The following is an 18,466-nucleotide window of genomic DNA, read 5'->3' as shown; positions in this document are numbered from 1 at the left end:
GTCCATGACGGACACGACGACGGACATGACGGAGATGGCGCAGGGCGCGGCTGATGCGTACGGGGGGCAGGAAGGGTACGAGGGCCACGAAGCGGCGGAGATCCTGGCGTCGGCCCGGCTCTGCGTCGACCCGGAGCTGCGCCGGGCCGTCGACTCGCTGCCCGGATCGATGCGCCGTGTCGCGCTCTACCACTTCGGCTGGGAGCACGCGGACGGCACACCGGCCGCGGGGCACGCGGGCAAGGCCATCAGGCCGGCGCTCGTGCTCGCCGCGGTGCGGGCGCTCGGCGGGGAGCCCGCGATGGCCGTCCGGGCCGCCGCGGCCGTGGAGTTGACCCACAACTTCACGCTGCTGCACGACGACGTCATGGACCGCGACACCACCCGCAGGCACCGGCCCACCGCCTGGACCGTGTTCGGCGAAGCCGACGCGATCCTCGCCGGTGACGCCATGCAGGCGCTGGCGCAGCGGCTGCTCGCCGAGGACCCGCACCCCGCGGCCTCGGCGGCGGCCGCCCGCCTCGCCTCCTGCGTGGTGGAGCTCTGCGCGGGCCAGCACGCGGACTGCGCCCTTGAGCGCAGGGGCCCCGACGAGGTCACGCTCGACGAGTGCCTCGCCATGGCCGAGGCCAAGACAGGGGCGCTGCTCGGGTGCGCCTGTGCGCTGGGGGCGTTGTACGCGGGCGCGGGGCGCGCCGAGGTGGACGCGCTCGACGGGTTCGGCCGCGAGGCCGGTCTCGCCTTCCAGCTCATCGACGACGTGATCGGCATCTGGGGCGACCCGGGCCGCACCGGCAAGCCGGTCGGCGCGGACCTCGCCGCCCGTAAGAAGTCCCTGCCGGTGGTCGCAGCGCTGGCCTCCGGCGCCCCGGCCGCCGCCGAGCTCGCCGAGCTGTACTTACGGCAGCCCCGCGACGGCGACCCGGACCGCATGGCCCGCGCCGTCGAAGCGGCGGGCGGCAGGGACTGGGCGCTGCTGCACGCGGCGGACCGGATGTCCCGCGCGATCAACCAGCTCGCCGGCGCGGTGCCGGTCCCGGAGGCGGCGGGCGGCCTGCTGGCCCTCGCGGAGTTCGTGACACGGCGTACGCATTGACGGCGTACGCGGGGACAGCGGCGCGAGCAAGGAACGTACCGAGAGGGGATCCACGAGGCACGCGAGCCTTATGCGACGAGCGAGCAGGCCGGGCCCCGCACTCCGCCGATATCCGGACAGGGTGCGGGGCCCGGCCATGCGCGGGGGCACGATCACTTAGGCTGCAACCGGTGGCGCGGGACACGCAGTTGGGCGTGGCAGGGCAGGCGTGGCCGATGTGCACTCAAGGGGTTAAGGGGCGGGCCGTGGGAGTAGCGATCCGGAGAGCCGGCGAGGGTGACAGGGCGGATGTGGTCCGGTTGCTCGACGCGGCGTTCCAGGACGATCCGGTGAGCGGCTGGGTCTTTCCCGACCCGGAGCACCGCCGCGAGAGGCACGGCGCGCTGATGGCCGCCTTCCTCGACATGGCGCTGAGCGAGGGGTACGTCGACATCACGGAGGACGGCGCGGCCGTCGCCCTGTGGTGGTCCGTCCCGGCAGGCGCACATGAGGGAGGCGAGGACGGTCCCGCGCAGCTCCGCGAAGCCGTCGACCCGGCGAACATGCGGATCGAGGTGATCGGCCGGCTGACCGGCGATGCGCACCCCTCCGACCGGGCCCACCAGTATCTGCACATGATCGGCGTGAGCCCCGAGCGGCAGGGCGAAGGGCTCGGCTCCGCGCTGATCAACGCCGTGCTCGACCGGTGCGACCGCGAAGGGCTGCACGCCTATCTGGAGGCGAGCAACAGCCGCAGCCGTGCGCTGTACACGCGGTTGGGATTCGCCTTCACCGGGAGCGCCATCGATCTGCCGGACGGTCCGCAGCTGTGGCCGATGTGGCGGGAACCGCAGTCGCCCGATTCGGGCCGCGACAGTCGACGATTCGCATAAAGTCGCTACATTGCGGCTGTGTTGTCCGCAGGCGCGACGAAGGGTGTGAATCTCATGTCCTGCGAACTGCTTCACGAGATGCTCGTCGGCACATCCCGCGAGACGACGGGAACCGCATCCAGCAACACTTCAAGTACCGCATCCCGCGCACTACTTGTTGCGGAGGCCTTCGTGGAAGTGGCTGACTCCCTGGCCGATGAATTCGACCTCGCCGAGTTTCTGCACAACCTCGCCGTGCGCTGTGTGGAACTCCTCGGCGCGGCGGCGGCCGGTGTGATGCTGGTCGAACCCGATGGCCGGTTGCGGCTCGGCGCGGCCTCCGGCGGGCAGCCCTGGGTGCTCGATCTGTTCTCCCTGCAGGAGACCCAGGGACCGAGCCCGGACTGCTGCCGGTCGGGCGCTGCGCACACCAACATCGCCCTCGGCGGCCGGGAGGCGGCCGCCGTCTGGCCGGAGTTCGCCCAGAACGCGCTGGCGGCCGGGTTCTCGACGGCGCATGTGCTGCCCCTGCGGCTGCGGGGCGAGATGCTCGGCGCGCTGAACCTCCTCCACGCGCGGGGCGATGTGCTGGGCCCCGACGAGGTGGCGCTCGCGCAGGCCCTCGCGGACGTCGCCACGATCGCCATCGTGCAGCGGCGTTCCCTGCAGCAGAGCGAGGCGGAGCGCGGCCAATTGCAGGCGGCGCTCAGCAGCCGGGTCATCATCGAACAGGCGAAGGGCGTGCTCGCCGAGCGCTGGCAGTGCACGGTCGACGAGGCGTTCGCGGCGCTGCGGGGGCACGCACGGGCGAATCGGCTGCGGCTTTCGGAGCTGGCGGGCCAAGTGGTGAACGGGGAATTCGACACGGACGGAATCCGTCCGGGCCGGCCCCGAAAGACCGGACCCGAAAGGACGCCAGGAATGACGCCCGGCAAGACGCCTGGCATGACACCGGGAATGACGCCCGGCATGACACCGGGAATGACGCCGGGCACGACGCCGGGAATCAGGACCGACCGAAGCCGCTGACCGCTGGACTATCCGCCCCGGGCACACCGCCATATCCTGGACGTATGGGCAACGATGGGAGCCGCTCCCGCGCCCGCCCGCAGGATGAGCCGGTGTGCCCGGCCTGCGGACGGCCCGTTGGTACGGCCATCAAGCGGCGGAAGGTGCTCGGGGTGTTCGTCCCCGTGTGGGGCCCCGGCCCGTGCCACAACCCGCAGTGCGAGCGGTGCGGCGACGAAGCCGCCGAACCCGCGCAGCCGCAGTCGCCGCAGCAGCAGTCGCAGCCGCCGCCCGCCGACGCCGCGCCTTCGCGGTCCGACGAGACCTAGGCGACGCCACGGCTGACGCGTACGGCAGGTCATGAGGACCGAGCCGCACGGACCGAGAGACACAGAAGAAATCGGCGTGCTTCCGCGCTGCCCCGGATAGGTTCGTCGAGTCAGTGTGTCGCCTGGGGAGGGACGGATGGATGAGGCTGCGGGGCGTGACCGGCTGCGCTGTGGCGGGGCTGATGGCGGTGGGGATCACGGGGTGCGGATCCGATTCCTCCGGGGCGGGCGCGGGGGAGACGCCCGGTGTGCCGACGGTGAAGAGTGAGCGGGATCTGCCCGAACTTCCGCTGGAACGCTATGAGTTCAGTGATCGGGACAATGCGCGGCACACGGAGGCGCAGGCCCGTCTGACGCAGCAGTGCATGCGGGACCTCGGCTTCGACGACTTCCCGCTGTATCCGAAAGAGCCGAACGGCAGGCAGTCGGTGACGCTGACCGCCGTGGCGGTCACCTCCTATCCGTACGGGCCGCTCGATCTCGACGCCGCCCGCCGCTGGGGCTATGGCTACGACCCGAAGAAGTCCGGAGCCGCCGGCGGACGGACCGAGGGCCGCGCCATGACGGACAAGGAATACGAAGCGCTGTACGGGTTTCGCCGCAAGCCCTCCGGGAACGGTGGCTGCGCCAGTGCGGGCGGCGAGCGCCTCATGGCGGGCGTGCCCGACGAGGCGCGCATGTGGACGTACACATCAGAGCGGAGCCGGCGCCTGGACAAGGCGGCGGCCAAGGACGAGCGGGTGCGCGATGCGCTCGGCGCGTGGTCGCGGTGCATGGCCGACAAGGGCGTCAAGCGGTACAAGACCCCGGGCGACGCCTTCGGCGACAAGGCCTGGGGCCGCAAGGGCCGCAGCGACGGCAACACCACGCGTACGCGAAGGGAGTTGGCGACGGCGGTGGCCGACGTCGAGTGCAAGCGGGAGCTGAACACGGCCGGTGTGTGGTGGGTCGTGCGCAAGGAGAAGCAGAGCGCCGACGTGGCCGGTCACAAGGACGCGTACGACGCGGTCCGCGCGGATCAGCAGCGGGTGCGGGCCAACGTGCGGCGGATCCTCGGTGAGAAGTGATCCCGGTGCGGATTGATCCTCGGACTGCTCCTCGGTGAGCAGTAATCCGCGGCGAGACGTGGCGGACAGCTGCATCATGAGTTCATGGACATGACCGAGCTTGACGACCTGCCGTCCGCCGTCGACACGGAACGGCTCCTCGCACTCGCCGACGGCCATCACCCCCGCACCGCACGGGCGTTGGGCGTCCGCGAGGCCGGTGGGCACCTCGTGAAGATGTACGCCGTCGAGGCACCGGGGCGGAAGGTGGCCGGGCGGGACGAGACGGCGGCGCTGCGGATCGCCGGCGCGTATCTCGGCCTCGGCGGGGCCCGCGGATCGTCCGGGCTCGCCGTGCTGATCGTGCACTTGGGCGGTGACGGCGACTACGTCCTCGTACAGAGCTGGATCGAGGGATACATGGCGGACCTCGCGGTCTTCGTCGGGCCCGCGGGGGAGCCGGACCAACTCCGGCCAGGGCGGGCCGGGTTGGCGCCCTGCGTGTGGGAGGCGGCCGTGCTCACGCATGAGCGCGACGCGTACGTCCGGTGCGTGCTCGACGGCGGCGGGAGCCTTCCGGAGCGGCTCACCGCCTGGGGCAAGGACGTCATCGAGGGGGACCTGCGATGACGGGCGCGACGACGGACGAGACGTCCGGCGAGACGTCGGGCGAGACGTCGGGCGAGACGACGGACGCGACGACTGACGCGACGACGGACGGCACGCCCCGCGTGCGCCACGCCCGCCCCGCCGACCTCCCCCGCATCGCCGAACTCGCCGCCGAGCACGCCGTGTACGAGAAGGCCCCGCCGCTCGCCCCGGGCCTTGCCGGGCGCCTGGACGCGCTGCTCTTCGGGACGCCCGCGCCGCGTCTTCGCTGCCTCGTGGCCGAGCTGCCGGGCGGCGAGCTCGTCGGCTATGCCACCTGCGCGCCGGAGATCTCCACCTGGGACGGGGCCGAGTACCTCCACATGGACTGCCTCTTCCTGCGCGACGGCCACCGCGGGCTCGGCCTCGGCGCGCTCCTGACGGACGCGGTGAGCGCCGAGGCCCGTGCCCTCGGGCTCACCGAGGTCCAATGGCAGACTCCCGTGTGGAACGAGGGTGCGATCCGCTTCTACGACCGGCTCGGCGCCGCCGCTGCCGAGAAGCGCCGCTACACCCTCTCCGTGACGGATCGCGACGGGGGAATGTGACGGATGGACCAGAACGAAGCTCTGGCGGCCCGCTTCGAGGAGCACCGGCCGCATCTGAAAGCCGTCGCCTACCGCATGCTCGGCTCGCTCAGCGAGTCGGATGACGCCGTCCAGGAGTCCTGGATCCGGCTCAGCCGCTCGGACGCCGGGGAGATCGAGAACCTCGGGGGCTGGCTGACGACCGTCGTCGGCCGGATCTGCCTCGACATGCTGCGTACGCGACAGTCGCGGCGCGAGGAGTCCCTTGCGCTCTCCCAGGACACCCACGTGCCCGACCCAGTGGTCAGCTGGGGCGAGGTCGTCGATCCCGAGCAGGAGGTGCTGCTCGCCGATTCGGTCGGCCTCGCCCTGCTCGTCGTACTCGAGACGCTCGCCCCCGCCGAGCGCCTCGCCTTCGTGCTGCACGACATGTTCGCCGTGCCCTTCGACGAGATCGCCCCCATCGTCGAGCGCACCCCGGCCGCGACCCGGCAGCTGGCCAGCCGCGCCCGCCGCCGGGTCCAGGGCTCGGCTCCCACGCCCGACAACGACCCCGTGCGGCAGCGCGAGATCGTCGGCGCCTTCCTCGCGGCCGCGCGGGGCGGCGACTTCGACGCGCTGCTCGAACTGCTCGACCCGGACGTCGTGCTGCGCGCCGACACCGGCGAACTGGCCTCCGGGCTCTCGAAGCTGGTGCGCGGCGCGACGGTGGTCGCCGGGCAGGCCTCGATGTTCTCGAAGGGGGCGCCGCCGACCGCGTTCGCGCTCATCAACGGCAGGGTCGGCGTGGTCGGCGTGCCGGACGGCGAGGTCGTCTCCGTCATGGAGTTCACCATCACGGACGGGAAGATCGTCGAGCTCAACATCCTCGTCGACGCCGACCGCGTACGGGCCCTCGGCCTGCCGAGGTTCACCGCCTGACGCCGGCCACCTCCCGCAGGTACTCCTTGCGGCAGAGCGGATTCCGGTCGGTCCGCCGCCGGGCCGAGGGCTCGCCCCGGACCGGCTGGTACCGCTCGAAGGCCGACTCCAGCTCGCCCTCGCCGCGCGTCAGCGAGGGCAGCAGCTGCTCCAGCTCGTGCACGCGGGCGGCCGGGATCTCTCCCTCGACCAGATACGCGGATCCGTGCGCCGTCTGCGTGTGGGGGACGGCCCGCAGCCGTGAGAGCACCGGCAGGAGCTGCCCGAACAGGTCCTCGGGGACGGTGAGTCGGAACCGGTGCAGCGGCTCGTGCACCTGGGTGCCCGCCCGCCGGAGCGCGCTCAGCAGGATCAGCGGGGTCAGCTGCCGGAAGTCACCGGCCGTGCTCGACATGCTCTTGTCGAACGTGCCGTGCGCGTGGCTCTGCCGCGGCCAGTACCCGGAGTGCGTCATGGTGACCACGCAGTCGCCGACCTCCCAGCCGTACACGCCTTGCAGCAGCGTCTCGTGCACGGTCTCCTCGACGGCCCGGAAGAACGCGTACGGCATCGAACCGAGCTCGACCTCCAGGCGGAACCGGACGCCGGAACCGGGCGGACCGGGATCGACGCGAAGGCCGACCGTCGCCAGGAACGGGTTGTCGCCCTTGTCGATGATCTCGTGGGCGGCGCCGCTGCCGGTCACCCGCTCCACACAGATGGTCGTCGTCTCGCGGAACTCGACCTCAAGTCCGTACTCCTCGGCGAGCGTCGCCTCGATGACCTCCTTCTGGACCTCGCCGTAGAGCGACACGTACACCTCCTGCCGGACGTCGTCCTGGCGCAGGTCGATCAGCGGGTCCTGCTCGGCGAGCTGGGCGAGCGCGAGGTGCAGCGCGCCCTTGTCGCGGGCGCGTGCGGGCACCACGACGGTCTCCAGGGTCGGCGGCGAGAAGTGGTGCCGGCCGGGGTCGCGGGTGACATCGGGTACGCCGATGACATCGCCGATCCGGATGTCGCCGAGCCCCCACAGCTTCCCGATCTGCCCGGCTGCCACGCCGTCGCGCGCCGCGGCGGAACCCCGGTCGAAGACACTGACCGCGGTCACCTTGCCCTCGCGGCCGCCGGTGAACGGCAGCCGGTCGCGGGTGCGCACCGTCCCCGCGAACATCCGTACGTACGCGATCTTCTCCCCGGCGTCCCCGCGCTCGACCTTGAAGACGGTGCCGGAGGCCGGGGCCTCCGGGTCGCCGGCCTGGGCGGGCAGCAACTCCCGGATGCCCGCGATGAGTTCGGGCACTCCGGCGCCGGTGGCTGCGGAGCCGAAGAACACCGGGTGCACCAGGCAGCGGCCGGTCTGCGCGGCCAGTTCGGCGCGGAGCCGCTCGTGGGTGAGGCCCGCGTCTTCGTCGACGTACGCGGAGAGCAGTGCGTCGTCCTGCGCGGCAAGGACGTCGACGAGCCGGTCGGTGAACGCGGGATCGCCGGCGGCGTGCGAGACGAACCGCGCGTCCTTGGCGCCCGTGCCACGCACCGTCCCCATGGGTACGACGGCCGGGGCGAGGCGCTCGGAGATGCTGCCCAGCAGCTCCTCGGGGCGGGCACCGCGCCGGTCGATCTTGTTCACGAAGATCAGCGTGGGGATGTCGAGCCTGCGCAGCGTCCGCATCAGCACACGGGTCTGCGCCTGGACGCCCTCCACGGCCGAGACGACGAGCACCGCGCCGTCGAGCACGCTGAGCACCCGCTCCACCTCGGCGATGAAGTCCGGGTGGCCGGGGGTGTCGATGAGATTGACGGTGGCGTCGTCGACGGCGAAGGAGACGACGGCGGACTTGATGGTGATGCCGCGCTGCCGCTCAAGCGCCAGCGAATCGGTCTGGGTGTTTCCGTCGTCGACGCGACCGATCTCGTCGATGACACCGGCGGCGTGAAGCAGCCGCTCGGTCAGGCTGGTCTTCCCGGCGTCAACGTGCGCCAGGATCCCCAGGTTCAGGGTGTTGGTCGTGCTCGACGAATGCGTATGCACTGAGCGTCATGTCCTCTGGGTCGACGGCGATTCCCTTCTGGCTGGACGTGAACGAACGGCGCATTACGTCTCCTTGATGGCCCTGGGTGTACGCGGCAAGTGCAGCAGGGGCGGCGGCGGGCGGCAAGCGAATTAATGGATCTCGCAGTTCATCCCGGCCGGGGCGCCGCCCGTGCGTGACACCGTCAGCAGGTGAGCTTCTGCGCGTGCGCCGGGTCGAGGGCGTTCAGGACGAAGCGTGTCGCCGTCTGGTGGTAGCTGAGGCCGAGGTGTTCGGTCAGGTCCAGGGGGCAGTGGTCCTGAAGCTTGCTCTGGGTGACGTTGGGCGCCTTGGCCAGGTAGGACGAGGTGTAGGGCGTGACCACCCAGTCCGTCCTGGTCGCAAGGACCGAGTAGTCGACGGCCGGGTCCGTCTCGCCGCCGTCGTTGAGCGCCGTGACGAAGTCGGAACCGGTCATCTGCTGCGCGCAGGCGGGGCAGGCCGCGCCGGTGAGGTCCTCTGCGCCCGGTATGGCCTCGGCCAGTGTGGCGAGGCCGGAGAGGGTGGTGCCGTGGTTGTTGGGGGCGAGCGCGACGAGCTTGTCGACCTTCGCGGCGCCACCCAGGTTCTTGATGTAGTGGCGCGGCATCATGCCGCCCTGGGAGTGGCCGACCAGATCGACCCGGGAGGACCCGGTCTGCTCGCGGACCTTGTCGACGAACGCCGAGAGCTGTCCTGCGGACGCGGCCATGTCGCCGATGCCCTGGAGGAGTTGACCTTCCTTGCCGCCATAGTTGGGCGCGTAGACGCAGTAGCCCGCGTCCTTGAGCTTCGGGGCGAGACCGGCCCAGTTCATATAGCGGTTCTCGAAGGTGCCGTGCACCAGGACGACCGGCCTGGGGTGTTCGGCGCTCGGCCGGCACGCCCAGTCGTTCGCACCGGTCGGCACGGCCGCCGGGTGGGCGAGTGCGTACGCGGTCGCCGCGGCGAAGGTCTTCTGCGGCGGGCCGACCTGCTCTTCGGCTGCGGGCGCCGCCGGTGTCGCGGTGGCCTGGTGCGTCACGACGCCGAACGCGCCGAGGCTGACGGCGGCGGCGATGCCGGACACCGCGGCGACGAGGCGGCGGCGCGACGAACAGCCCCTGTGCTTGGGGGAGTTGTGGGTACTGCGGGAGTTGCGGGCGCTGACGGACATGCGGCTCTCACCCTTCACTTCCGTACGGGTCGGGCTCGGGGTTACCGGCGCGTATCGCCGGGCGGCACACGCTGGTCCAGCCGCCGGGCGCGCGCCACGGGCCGCGCCGCAGGATGCCGAAATCCTGAACGCGCGTGACACTTCCGCGCCCCGGCCACTCACGCCCGTGAGCCCTCCGCCGCCCCGTATGTCACGGGACTGGACCCGGGCGTCCGTGTCCCCACAGACTTACTGTTCGGTAACCGCCGGGTGCCGAGGGAGGGATGGGCCGTGCAGAGCACCGTGGGTACGTTCTCCCGCCGGCCGTGGCACGAGATCCCCGAGGTCTTCGCCGAAGTGCTGCGGCCGCGCATCGAGGAGATCGCCGCGGAGATGCTCACCGCGATCCGCCGTGACGTGCGCGTCTACCAGCAGCCGACCGTGTCCGCCGTGGGCCGGGACGTGACGGCCGCCGTGCACCGCGCCATCCGCCAGTTCGTGGAGCTCGTCGACGACCCTGAAGGGCCGCAGGGCGACCATGAGCTCTTCTTCCAGCGCCTTGGCCGCCTCGAATTTCTCAACGGCCGCGGCACGGACGGGATCCAGGCCGCCTACCGCACCGGCGCCCGCGTCGCCTGCCGCCGGTATGTCGCGCTCGCGCAGGAGGCCGCCCTGCCGCCGGAGGCCGGCCTTGCCGTCACCGAGGCCGTGCTCGTGCACACCGCCGCGCTGTCCGATCTCGCGGTGCGCGGCCATGCGGCAGCCAGGGCCCGCGCCACCGGGCCGACCCAGCGCAGCCGCAGGGCGCTGGCAGCGCAACTCCTCGAGCAGTCGGCGCAGCCCCGCGGCGAATCGCTCACCGCCCTTGCCGAGCAGGCGAGTTGGCGGCTTCCCGAAGCGGTGGCCTGTCTGGTGATGCGGCAGGCGGGCGGCGGCGGACAGGTGCTCGCCGCCGGTCTCGACGAGGACGTACTGATCCTGCCGAGGGGCGGCGAACTGCTCCTGGTCGTCCCCGATCCGGAGGAGGGCGGCCGCGTGGACCGGCTGCGGGCGGCGGTGCGCGATCACGCGGCGGCCATCGGCCCCACGGTCGCGCTCGGCGACGCCTGGCTCTCCTCGCACTGCGCGCGGCTCGCCCTCAAGCACCGGCGCAGGCTCGACGCCCCCGGGGGCGAACTGCTCGCGGCCGCCGACCACCTGCTCGACGTACAGCTGCTGTCCGGCGCCCCCATCGGGCGGCTGATGGCGGACCGTGTCATCGGCGTCCTCAAGGGGCTGCCGCCGGGGAAGGCCGCCCGGCTCGCCCAGACCCTGGAGGCGCTTCTCGCGTCATGGGGGCGCACGGCCCCCGAGGTCGCCGACGCCCTCGGCATCCACCCGCAGACCGTGCGCGGCAGGCTCCGCCAGCTGGACGACCTCTTCGGCGTACGGCTCACGGATCCGACGTTTCGCACCGGCGCGCTCCTCGCGCTGCGCACGCGGGCGCTGACGGGCGCGGATGCGGGGCCGGGCAAGCGGCGGGATCCTGGAAGGGAGGAGTGAGTGCCATGAGGGTCATGTTGAGAGCGCGCCTGGACACCCAGATCGCGAACGAGGCGGTCAAGAACGGCACACTGCCCAAGATCATGCAGGAGATGTCGGAGCGCATAAAGCCCGAGGCCGCGTACTTCGGCCCCAGCGAAGGCAAGAGGTGCTGCACCTTCGTCTTCGACATGCAGGAGAGCCCGGAGATGCCGGCGATCGCAGAGCCGCTTTTCGAGCTGGGCGCGGAGATCGAGATCCACCCGATCATGAACGCCGAGGACCTGGTGAAGGGTCTCGCGGCGGTTCGGAGCTGACGGAACGCCGAGAGCACCCGGCTCCGCGCGGATGCCGGGTGCTCTCGTGTGCGCGAAAAAGGGGGCTGACCGCCAGGGGTCAGGCCTTCTTCGTCTCCCAGAAGATCTTGTCGATCTGGGCGATGTAGTCCAGCGCCTTCTGGCCCGTGGCCGGGTCCGCCGACGCCTTCGCGGCCGAGAGGGCCTTGAGGGTGTCGTTGACCAGCTGGTGCAGCTCCGGGTACTTCTCGAAGTGCGGGGGCTTGAAGTAGTCGCTCCAGAGCACCGACACGTGGTGCTTGGCGAGCTCTGCGCGCTGCTCCTTGATGACCACGGCGCGCGTCTGGAACTGCACGTCGTCGTTGGCGGCCATCTTGTCCTGGACGGCCTTGACCGACTCCGCCTCGATGCGGGCCTGGGCCGGGTCGTACACGCCGCAGGGCAGGTCGCAGTGGGCGCTGACCTTCACCTTGGGGGCAAACAGGCGGGAAAGCATGTAGCTGTCCTTCCTCGTGATCGTCTTCTCAGGTGGGACATTACTCCGTGAGAGACGGGTTTTCGCGGGTGCCCCCATGGGCTTAGGACAAAAGTCCAGGGTCAGACTGGGACTCGTGGAGGATAGGACCGGGGAGGTGCCGGTGATGCCGGAGCTGTCACAGGAGAGCGAACGGAGAAGGGCCATCTTGCCGTTGGGCGCTGCCGAGGTGACCGGGCCGTCGATGGTGCCCACGCTGTACCACGGTGACCGGCTGATGGTGCAGTGGGGCGCGCGGGTGCGGGCCGGTGACGTCGTGGTGCTGCGGCATCCGTTCCAGCAGGACCTGTTGGTCGTCAAGCGGGCCGCCGAGCGGCGCGACGGCGGCTGGTGGGTGCTCGGGGACAACGCGTTCGCGGGCGGGGACAGCACGGACTACGGCACCGTGCCCGAGGAGCTCGTCCTGGGGAAGGTGTGGTTCCGTTACCGCCCGCCCCGGCTCAAGTCCGCTCAGCGCTCCCCGTTCGCGCTGCTGCGCTGGGCCGTGTCGGCCGCGCGGCCGGTGCTGTCCGACCGCTCCGTCTCCAAGCGCTTGCGGGCCCGGTAGGCGGCGACGTTGGCGCGGGTCGCGCAGCGGTCCGAGCAGTAGCGTCGGGAACGGTTGGTCGACGTGTCGAGATAGGCGTTGCGGCACGGCGCTGCCTCGCACAGGCCCAGGCGGTCCACGCCGTGCTCGGTGAGGTGGAAGGCCAGGCCCATCGCGGCGATCGCGGCGTACCCGGCGGTCGCGTTCGACGGGTGGTCCGCCAGGTGCATGTGCCACAGCGGGCGGCCGTCGTCGTCCCGGTGGTCGTGGCCGGAGATCTGCGGGCTGACCGGGAACTCCAGGAGCAGTGAGTTCAGCAGGTCGACGGCGAGCGTCTCGTCGCCGCCGTCGGCCGCTTCGAAGACCGCGCGGAGCCTGGCCCGGACCGAGCGGAAGCGGGTGACGTCGGAGTCCGTGGCGCGCCGTGCCGCCTGCTGGTTGGCACCGAAGAGCTCGCGGACCGCCTCGACCGACGTCAGCGCGTCCTTGTTGCGACCCGGCTCCTCGCTGTTGACCAGACGTACGGCATAGTCCGAGTAATAGGCCAGTTCCACTTGTAGTCCTTACCGGGGCGGGCTATCTTCGTGAGTGCGTGAGTAACGGCTGCGCGTGCTTCGAGGGTATTACGAGAGCGTATTACGTACTGAAGGGGTTCTGATGACGGAAACCGCGCCCGCGACCGACTGGCGTGCCTGGCAGGACAGCTGGGACCGGCAGCAGGAGTGGTATCTGCCCGACCGCGAGGAGCGGTTCCGGGTCATGCTCGACATGGTCGAGGCCACGGTCGGCCCCGAGCCGCGCGTGCTCGACCTCGCGTGCGGTACGGGGAGTATTACGGACCGGCTGCTCAAGAGGTTCCCGAAGGCCGTCAGTACGGGCGTCGACCTCGACCCCGCGCTGCTAGCCATCGCCGAGGGCACCTTCGCCGGGGACGACCGCGTCACGTTCGTGACCGCGGACCTCAAGGACCCCGAGTGGACGTCCCAGCTCCCGTACGACACGTACGACGCCGTCCTCACCGCCACCGCGCTGCACTGGCTGCACAGCGAACCCCTCACCGCCCTGTACGGCCAGATCGCGGGCGTCGTCAGGGACGGCGGAGTCTTCCTCAACGCCGACCACATGCCCGACCCCGCGACGCCGCGCCTGAACGCCGCCGACCGGGCCCAGCGGCACGCCCGCATGGACGCCGCCAAGGCCGAAGGCGCCCTGGACTGGAAGGACTGGTGGGACGTCGCCGCCAAGGACCCGGTCCTCGCCGAGCCCACCGCCAAGCGCTTCGAGATCTACGGCGAGCACGCGGACGGCGACACCCCGCCGCCGGAGTGGCACGCACGGACCCTGCGCGACGCGGGCTTCGGCGAGGCACGGACGGTGTGGTCTTCGCCTTCGGACGCGATGGTGCTGGGGCTTAAGTAGCGGATACGCGAAGGGGCGGTACGAATCCAGGATTCGTACCGCCCCTTCCGCGCCCGAAGGGGCGCGTGGAACTGCGCGACCAGCCACGAACAACCCGCAGCCAGAGAACTGCCCGACCAGCGGAGCGCTACAGCACCTTCGACAGGAACGACTGCGTCCGCTCGTGCTGCGGATTCGTCAGTACGTCACGCGGGTGACCGGACTCGACCACCACGCCCTCGTCCATGAAGACGAGGCTGTCGCCGACCTCGCGGGCGAAGCCCATCTCGTGCGTCACGACGATCATCGTCATGCCGGACTCGGCGAGGTCGCGCATGACGTCGAGGACGTCACCGACCAGCTCCGGGTCGAGCGCGGAGGTCGGCTCGTCGAAGAGCATCAGCTTCGGGTCCATGGCCAGCGCGCGGGCGATCGCCACGCGCTGCTGCTGGCCGCCGGAGAGCTGCGAGGGGTAGTTCTTCGCCTTGTCGGCGAGGCCCACGCGCTCCAGGAGCTGCCCCGCGCGCTCTCGTGCCGCCGCCTTGGACTGGCCCTTGACCTGGACCGGCGCCTCCATGACGTTCTCGAGGGCCGTCATGTGCGGGAAGAGGTTGAAGCGCTGGAAGACCATGCCGATGTCGCGGCGCTTGAGGGCGACTTCGCTGTCCTTGAGCTCGTACAGCTTGTCTCCCTTCTGCCGGTAGCCGACCAGGTCGCCGTCGACGTAAAGACGGCCGGCGTTGATCTTCTCCAGGTGGTTGATGCAGCGCAGGAACGTCGACTTGCCGGAGCCGGACGGGCCGATGAGGCAGAACACCTCACCCGACTTGACCTCCAGGTCGATGCCCTTGAGCACCTCTACGTTGCCGAAGGACTTGTGGACGCCTTCGGACTTCACCATGGCGGTCATGCGACGCCTCCCTTCGGGCGGCTCAGCGAGAGCATGTTCGCCTTGATCTTCTGGAACGGCGTGGGAGGCAGGGAACGGGACGAACCGCGCGCGTAGTAGCGCTCCAGGTAGAACTGGCCGACGCTGAGGATCGACGTCATGATCAGGTACCAGGTGGCGGCGAGCAGCAGCGCTTCCACCGTGGCGCCGGAGGTGGTGCCGATGTCCTGGGCGTACTTGAGGAGTTCGTAGTACTGGACGGCGGCGACCAGCGAGGTCGTCTTGAGCATGTTGATGACTTCGTTGCCCGTCGGCGGCACGATCACGCGCATCGCCTGCGGCAGGACGACCCGGCGCAGTGTCTTGCCGTGGCTCATGCCCAGGGCGTGCGAGGCCTCGGTCTGGCCCTCGTCGACCGAGAGCAGGCCGGCGCGGCAGATCTCCGACATGTACGCGGCCTCGTTGAGGCCAAGGCCGAGCAGCGCCGTCAGGAACGGCGTCATGAACTCCGACCACTCGTCCTTGTAGATCGGACCGAGGTTGATCGTGTCGAAGACGAAGCCGAGGTTGAACCAGACGAACAGCTGGACCAGGACCGGCGTACCGCGGAAGAACCAGACGTAGAACCAGGCGATCGATGAGGTGACCGGGTTCTTCGACAGGCGCATCACCGAGAGGAGTACGCCGCCCACGATGCCGATCAGCATCGAAAGGACAGTCAGGACCAGGGTCTCGCGGACGCCCCTGAGGATGCGGTCGTCGAAGAAGTTGTCGGGGATCGCGTTCCAGTTGATGTCGCCCTGCGCGAACGCGAACACGATCGCGCCGAGAGCGCCGATCGCGAGGATCGCGGCGACGTACCGGCCGAAGTGCCGGACCGGGATGGCCTTGATGGCCTCGGGCGAGGAGGACGGTGGGGTGTCCTCCGGGCCCTTCTTGGTGATGTCGGTGGTCACGTGAGTGGCCTTTCAGCGACTGAGAGGGGCGCGGTCACTTGCCGGCGTTGATCTGGGCTTCCTTGACCGCGCCGTCCTCGACGCCCCACTTCGAGATGATCTTGTCGTACTCGCCGTTCTTGATGATCGCGTCGAGCGCCGCCTTGAGCGCGTCACGCAGCTCGGGGTTCTTCTTGGAGACCGCGATGCCGTACGGGGCGGCCTCGACCTGCTCGCCGACCAGCTCGAAGTCCTTGCCGCCGCCCGAGGTCTTCACCGCGTACGCGGCGACCGGGAAGTCGGACGAGCCCGCGTCCGCGCCGCCGGAGCGCAGTCGGGTCTGGGCCTGCTGGTCGTTGTCGAACTGCTCGATCGCGATCTTCTTGCCGTCCTTGCACTTCTTCGACTCGGCCTTGGCCAGGTCGTGCGAGACGGTGCCGCGCTGGACGACGATCTTCTTGCCGCAGAGGTCCGCCCAGGTCTTGATGCCCTGGTCGTCGCCCTTCTTGGTGTAGATCGAGACACCCGCCGTGAAGTAGTCGACGAAGTCGACGCCGGTGCCGATCTTCTTGCCGGTCTCCTCGTCGATGCCTTCCTGGCGGTTCTTGGTGTCGGTCATGGCCGACATCGCGATGTCGTAGCGCTTGGAGCGCAGGCCGCCGAGGAGGGTGTCGAAGGTGCCGTTCTCGAACTCGAACTTCACGCCGAGCTGCTTGCCGAGCGCCTCGCCCAGGTCGGGGTCGATACCGACGGTGTTGCCGGACTTGTCCTTGAACTCGACCGGCGGGTACGCGATGTCCGAGCCGACCTTGATGACACCCGCGTCCCGGATGTTCTCGGGCAGCTTGTCGGCGAGCGGCGCGTCGGTGACCTTCTCGCCGCCGTTGTCCTTGGTCTGGTCTCCGCAGCCGGTCAGCAGCAGCGCGCCGGCGACCGCGATCGCGCCGACCGCGGTCATCCGGGTCTTCGCGGACGTCCGTGCGGTCGTACGACAGATGGAGCGTGCGGTCATGAGGGTCCTCCGGCGGATGAGGGAGTTGCCGAGCGGTCGTCCACACACCTTCGGGTGTCGCGACCTCGTGTGATGACGGCATCTTGCCATTCGGACCGTCCGATTCTGGGTGCTCGAGATGTCAAAATCGGATAACGGGCGAGCCCCGAACCCCGACAGGCCCGTACATCACGGCCGTACCGGTTGGGGAAGGAAGTGCCGCTATTTGAGATTTTCCGTGAATCTCGCCATCTGGACCAGTGCGCGCGTCGTGCGCGGGTCATGCCGACTCTCCCTGCCGGGGATCGTGCCGCTCTCTAGCGCTCAGTTGTTGGATCGGTACAAGGACCGCGGTCCTGGTGGGTAACCAATCCCACTCGCCCGTGCCCGGCGCTTTCAGGTAGAAAGGCTCTTTACACCCCTCATCCGGGGCCCAGGGCGCGTGTGCGGCGCGCCCGCGTGTCTGTACCTCCCTCCGCCGACAGGCGGGGAACAGACGCGGTGCCCGCCCACTTCTCAACCAGGAGTGGACACCCTCAACTGATGATTTAAGACTTAAGGGGTAAGACAAGTGGCAGCGGAGATCGTCAATCCTCGCAGCGACAGCAGTACGGGTCACGAAGGCGCTGAAGAGCCCTTCGATCCGGCGTTTGCGCTGCACCGCGGCGGCAAGATGGCCGTGCAGGCCACCGTGCCCGTGCGGGACAAGGACGACCTGTCCCTGGCGTACACGCCCGGCGTCGCGAAAGTGTGCACCGCGATCGCCGAGCAGCCGGAGCTGGTGAACGACTACACATGGAAGTCGAACGTCGTGGCCGTCGTGACCGACGGTACGGCCGTGCTCGGGCTCGGTGACATCGGTCCCGAGGCCTCCCTCCCCGTGATGGAGGGCAAGGCCATTCTTTTCAAGCAGTTCGGTGGCGTCGACGCGGTTCCGATCGCGCTCGCGACGACCGATGCGGACGAGATCGTCGAGACCGTCGTGCGGCTCGCCCCGTCCTTCGGCGGCGTGAACCTCGAGGACATCTCGGCCCCGCGCTGCTTCGAGATCGAGCGCAAGCTCCAGGAGCGCCTCGACATTCCCGTCTTCCACGACGACCAGCACGGCACGGCCGTCGTGACCCTTGCGGCCCTGCGGAACGCGGCGAAGCTGACCGGGCGCACGCTCGGTGATCTGCGTGCCGTGATCTCCGGCGCCGGTGCGGCCGGTGTCGCCATCGCCAAGTTCCTGCTCGAGGCGGGCATCGGCGATGTGGCGGTCGCGGACCGCAAGGGCGTCGTGAGCCAGGACCGGGAGGACCTCACCCCGGTCAAGCGCGAGCTCGCGGAGATCACCAACAAGGCCGGGCTCAGCGGCTCGCTCGAGAGTGCGCTCGCGGGTGCCGATGTGTTCATCGGCGTCTCGGGCGGCACCGTTCCGGAGCCCGCGGTGGCCTCCATGGCGGAGAACGCGTTCGTGTTCGCCATGGCCAACCCGAACCCCGAGGTGCACCCGGACATCGCCCACAAGTACGCGGCTGTCGTCGCGACGGGGCGTTCGGACTACCCGAACCAGATCAACAACGTGCTCGCGTTCCCCGGCATCTTCGCCGGTGCGCTGCAGGTGCGTGCCTCGCAGATCACCGAGGGCATGAAGATCGCCGCGGCGAACGCGCTTGCCGATGTGGTCGGCGACGAGCTGTCCGCCGCGTACGTGATTCCCTCGCCGTTCGACGAGCGGGTCGCGCCGGCGGTCACCGCGGCGGTTGCCGCTGCGGCTCGTGCCGAGGGTGTCGCCCGCCGCTGAG

The 18,466-nt window shown here is 70.2% G+C and carries 20 protein-coding genes; 13 read left to right on the top strand and 7 right to left on the bottom strand.

The window, feature by feature from the left end:
- The first annotated feature begins 25 nt into the window (after window positions 1-25).
- The 8 genes from AB0G47_RS12110 to AB0G47_RS12075 all read left to right on the top strand — a co-directional run bounded on the left by AB0G47_RS12110 (window position 26) and on the right by AB0G47_RS12075 (window position 6,426).
- Window positions 26-1,096 carry a family 2 encapsulin nanocompartment cargo protein polyprenyl transferase gene (locus tag AB0G47_RS12110; protein WP_360768008.1) on the top strand — a complete coding sequence of 357 codons (1,071 nt, stop codon included), beginning with the start codon at window positions 26-28 and terminating at the stop codon, window positions 1,094-1,096.
- A 245-nt stretch (window positions 1,097-1,341) separates the two neighbouring features.
- Complete coding sequence (locus tag AB0G47_RS12105; RefSeq protein WP_360767479.1) at window positions 1,342-1,968, top strand: GNAT family N-acetyltransferase; 627 nt, start codon at window positions 1,342-1,344, stop codon at window positions 1,966-1,968.
- Window positions 1,969-2,139: 171 nt separating this feature from the next.
- Window positions 2,140-2,976, top strand: a complete 837-nt coding sequence (locus AB0G47_RS12100; protein ID WP_360767477.1) for an ANTAR domain-containing protein — start codon at window positions 2,140-2,142, stop codon at window positions 2,974-2,976.
- Between the two features lie 44 nt (window positions 2,977-3,020).
- Window positions 3,021-3,284, top strand: coding sequence for a hypothetical protein (locus AB0G47_RS12095; protein ID WP_360767475.1), 264 nt, complete (start codon window positions 3,021-3,023; stop codon window positions 3,282-3,284).
- Between the two features lie 155 nt (window positions 3,285-3,439).
- On the top strand, window positions 3,440-4,351 hold the full coding sequence (locus tag AB0G47_RS12090) for a hypothetical protein (RefSeq protein WP_360767472.1): 912 nt from the start codon (window positions 3,440-3,442) through the stop codon (window positions 4,349-4,351).
- An 84-nt stretch (window positions 4,352-4,435) separates the two neighbouring features.
- Window positions 4,436-4,960, top strand: a complete 525-nt coding sequence (locus AB0G47_RS12085; RefSeq protein WP_360767469.1) for a hypothetical protein — start codon at window positions 4,436-4,438, stop codon at window positions 4,958-4,960.
- On the top strand, window positions 4,957-5,526 hold the full coding sequence (locus AB0G47_RS12080; RefSeq protein ID WP_360767466.1) for a GNAT family N-acetyltransferase: 570 nt from the start codon (window positions 4,957-4,959) through the stop codon (window positions 5,524-5,526). The genes AB0G47_RS12085 and AB0G47_RS12080 overlap by 4 nt, the downstream gene beginning before the upstream one ends.
- 3 nt (window positions 5,527-5,529) lie before the next feature.
- On the top strand, window positions 5,530-6,426 hold the full coding sequence (locus tag AB0G47_RS12075) for a sigma-70 family RNA polymerase sigma factor (RefSeq protein ID WP_360767463.1): 897 nt from the start codon (window positions 5,530-5,532) through the stop codon (window positions 6,424-6,426).
- Here the strand turns inward: AB0G47_RS12075 and AB0G47_RS12070 are convergent.
- Together AB0G47_RS12070 and AB0G47_RS12065 are read right to left on the bottom strand one after the other, a co-directional pair.
- Window positions 6,416-8,434, bottom strand: coding sequence for a translation factor GTPase family protein (locus AB0G47_RS12070; protein WP_360767461.1), 2,019 nt, complete (start codon window positions 8,432-8,434; stop codon window positions 6,416-6,418). The genes AB0G47_RS12075 and AB0G47_RS12070 overlap by 11 nt on opposite strands.
- A gap of 185 nt (window positions 8,435-8,619) precedes the next feature.
- Window positions 8,620-9,609: an alpha/beta fold hydrolase gene (locus AB0G47_RS12065; RefSeq protein WP_360767458.1), complete on the bottom strand. Its 990-nt coding sequence runs from the start codon at window positions 9,607-9,609 to the stop codon at window positions 8,620-8,622.
- Window positions 9,610-9,879: 270 nt separating this feature from the next.
- Between AB0G47_RS12065 and AB0G47_RS12060 the strand changes: the two genes are divergently transcribed.
- Both AB0G47_RS12060 and AB0G47_RS12055 read left to right on the top strand, forming a co-directional pair.
- Window positions 9,880-11,130: a helix-turn-helix domain-containing protein gene (locus tag AB0G47_RS12060; protein WP_360767455.1), complete on the top strand. Its 1,251-nt coding sequence runs from the start codon at window positions 9,880-9,882 to the stop codon at window positions 11,128-11,130.
- Between the two features lie 5 nt (window positions 11,131-11,135).
- Window positions 11,136-11,426: a hypothetical protein gene (locus AB0G47_RS12055; protein WP_360767452.1), complete on the top strand. Its 291-nt coding sequence runs from the start codon at window positions 11,136-11,138 to the stop codon at window positions 11,424-11,426.
- 79 nt (window positions 11,427-11,505) lie between these two features.
- Here AB0G47_RS12055 and sodN read toward each other — a convergent pair whose 3' ends face one another.
- The gene (gene sodN, locus AB0G47_RS12050) at window positions 11,506-11,901 is read right to left on the bottom strand and encodes a superoxide dismutase, Ni (protein ID WP_360767449.1); all 396 of its coding nucleotides are present in this window, start codon (window positions 11,899-11,901) and stop codon (window positions 11,506-11,508) included.
- Window positions 11,902-12,046: 145 nt separating this feature from the next.
- Here sodN and sodX point away from each other — a divergent pair, with 145 nt between their 5' ends.
- Window positions 12,047-12,487 carry a nickel-type superoxide dismutase maturation protease gene (gene sodX, locus AB0G47_RS12045; protein ID WP_360768005.1) on the top strand — a complete coding sequence of 147 codons (441 nt, stop codon included), beginning with the start codon at window positions 12,047-12,049 and terminating at the stop codon, window positions 12,485-12,487.
- On the opposite strand, the gene AB0G47_RS12040 is transcribed toward sodX, so the two are convergent.
- Window positions 12,391-13,020: a CGNR zinc finger domain-containing protein gene (locus tag AB0G47_RS12040; RefSeq protein ID WP_266870684.1), complete on the bottom strand. Its 630-nt coding sequence runs from the start codon at window positions 13,018-13,020 to the stop codon at window positions 12,391-12,393. The genes sodX and AB0G47_RS12040 overlap by 97 nt on opposite strands.
- Window positions 13,021-13,123: 103 nt before the next feature.
- On the opposite strand from AB0G47_RS12040, the gene AB0G47_RS12035 reads away from it, so the two are divergent.
- Window positions 13,124-13,885, top strand: a complete 762-nt coding sequence (locus AB0G47_RS12035; RefSeq protein ID WP_360767446.1) for a class I SAM-dependent methyltransferase — start codon at window positions 13,124-13,126, stop codon at window positions 13,883-13,885.
- Between the two features lie 127 nt (window positions 13,886-14,012).
- Here the strand turns inward: AB0G47_RS12035 and AB0G47_RS12030 are convergent, their stop codons facing one another.
- Genes AB0G47_RS12030 through AB0G47_RS12020 form a run of 3 tightly spaced genes read right to left on the bottom strand, consistent with a single transcriptional unit; the run spans window position 14,013 to window position 16,700 of the window.
- On the bottom strand, window positions 14,013-14,774 hold the full coding sequence (locus AB0G47_RS12030; protein WP_360767443.1) for an amino acid ABC transporter ATP-binding protein: 762 nt from the start codon (window positions 14,772-14,774) through the stop codon (window positions 14,013-14,015).
- Entirely contained in the window at window positions 14,771-15,709 is a 939-nt protein-coding gene (locus tag AB0G47_RS12025; protein ID WP_360767440.1) for an amino acid ABC transporter permease, read from the bottom strand. The genes AB0G47_RS12030 and AB0G47_RS12025 overlap by 4 nt, the downstream gene beginning before the upstream one ends.
- A gap of 34 nt (window positions 15,710-15,743) precedes the next feature.
- Entirely contained in the window at window positions 15,744-16,700 is a 957-nt protein-coding gene (locus AB0G47_RS12020) for an ABC transporter substrate-binding protein (RefSeq protein ID WP_360767438.1), read from the bottom strand.
- Between the two features lie 550 nt (window positions 16,701-17,250).
- On the opposite strand from AB0G47_RS12020, the gene AB0G47_RS12015 reads away from it, so the two are divergent.
- On the top strand, window positions 17,251-18,465 hold the full coding sequence (locus tag AB0G47_RS12015) for an NADP-dependent malic enzyme (RefSeq protein ID WP_266870688.1): 1,215 nt from the start codon (window positions 17,251-17,253) through the stop codon (window positions 18,463-18,465).
- The last annotated feature ends 1 nt before the right edge of the window (window position 18,466 follow it).

Origin of the sequence: Streptomyces sp. NPDC021622, assembly GCF_040640795.1 — a bacterium.
GTDB lineage: Bacteria > Actinomycetota > Actinomycetes > Streptomycetales > Streptomycetaceae > Streptomyces.
This window is presented reverse-complemented; position numbering and strand designations above follow the sequence as displayed.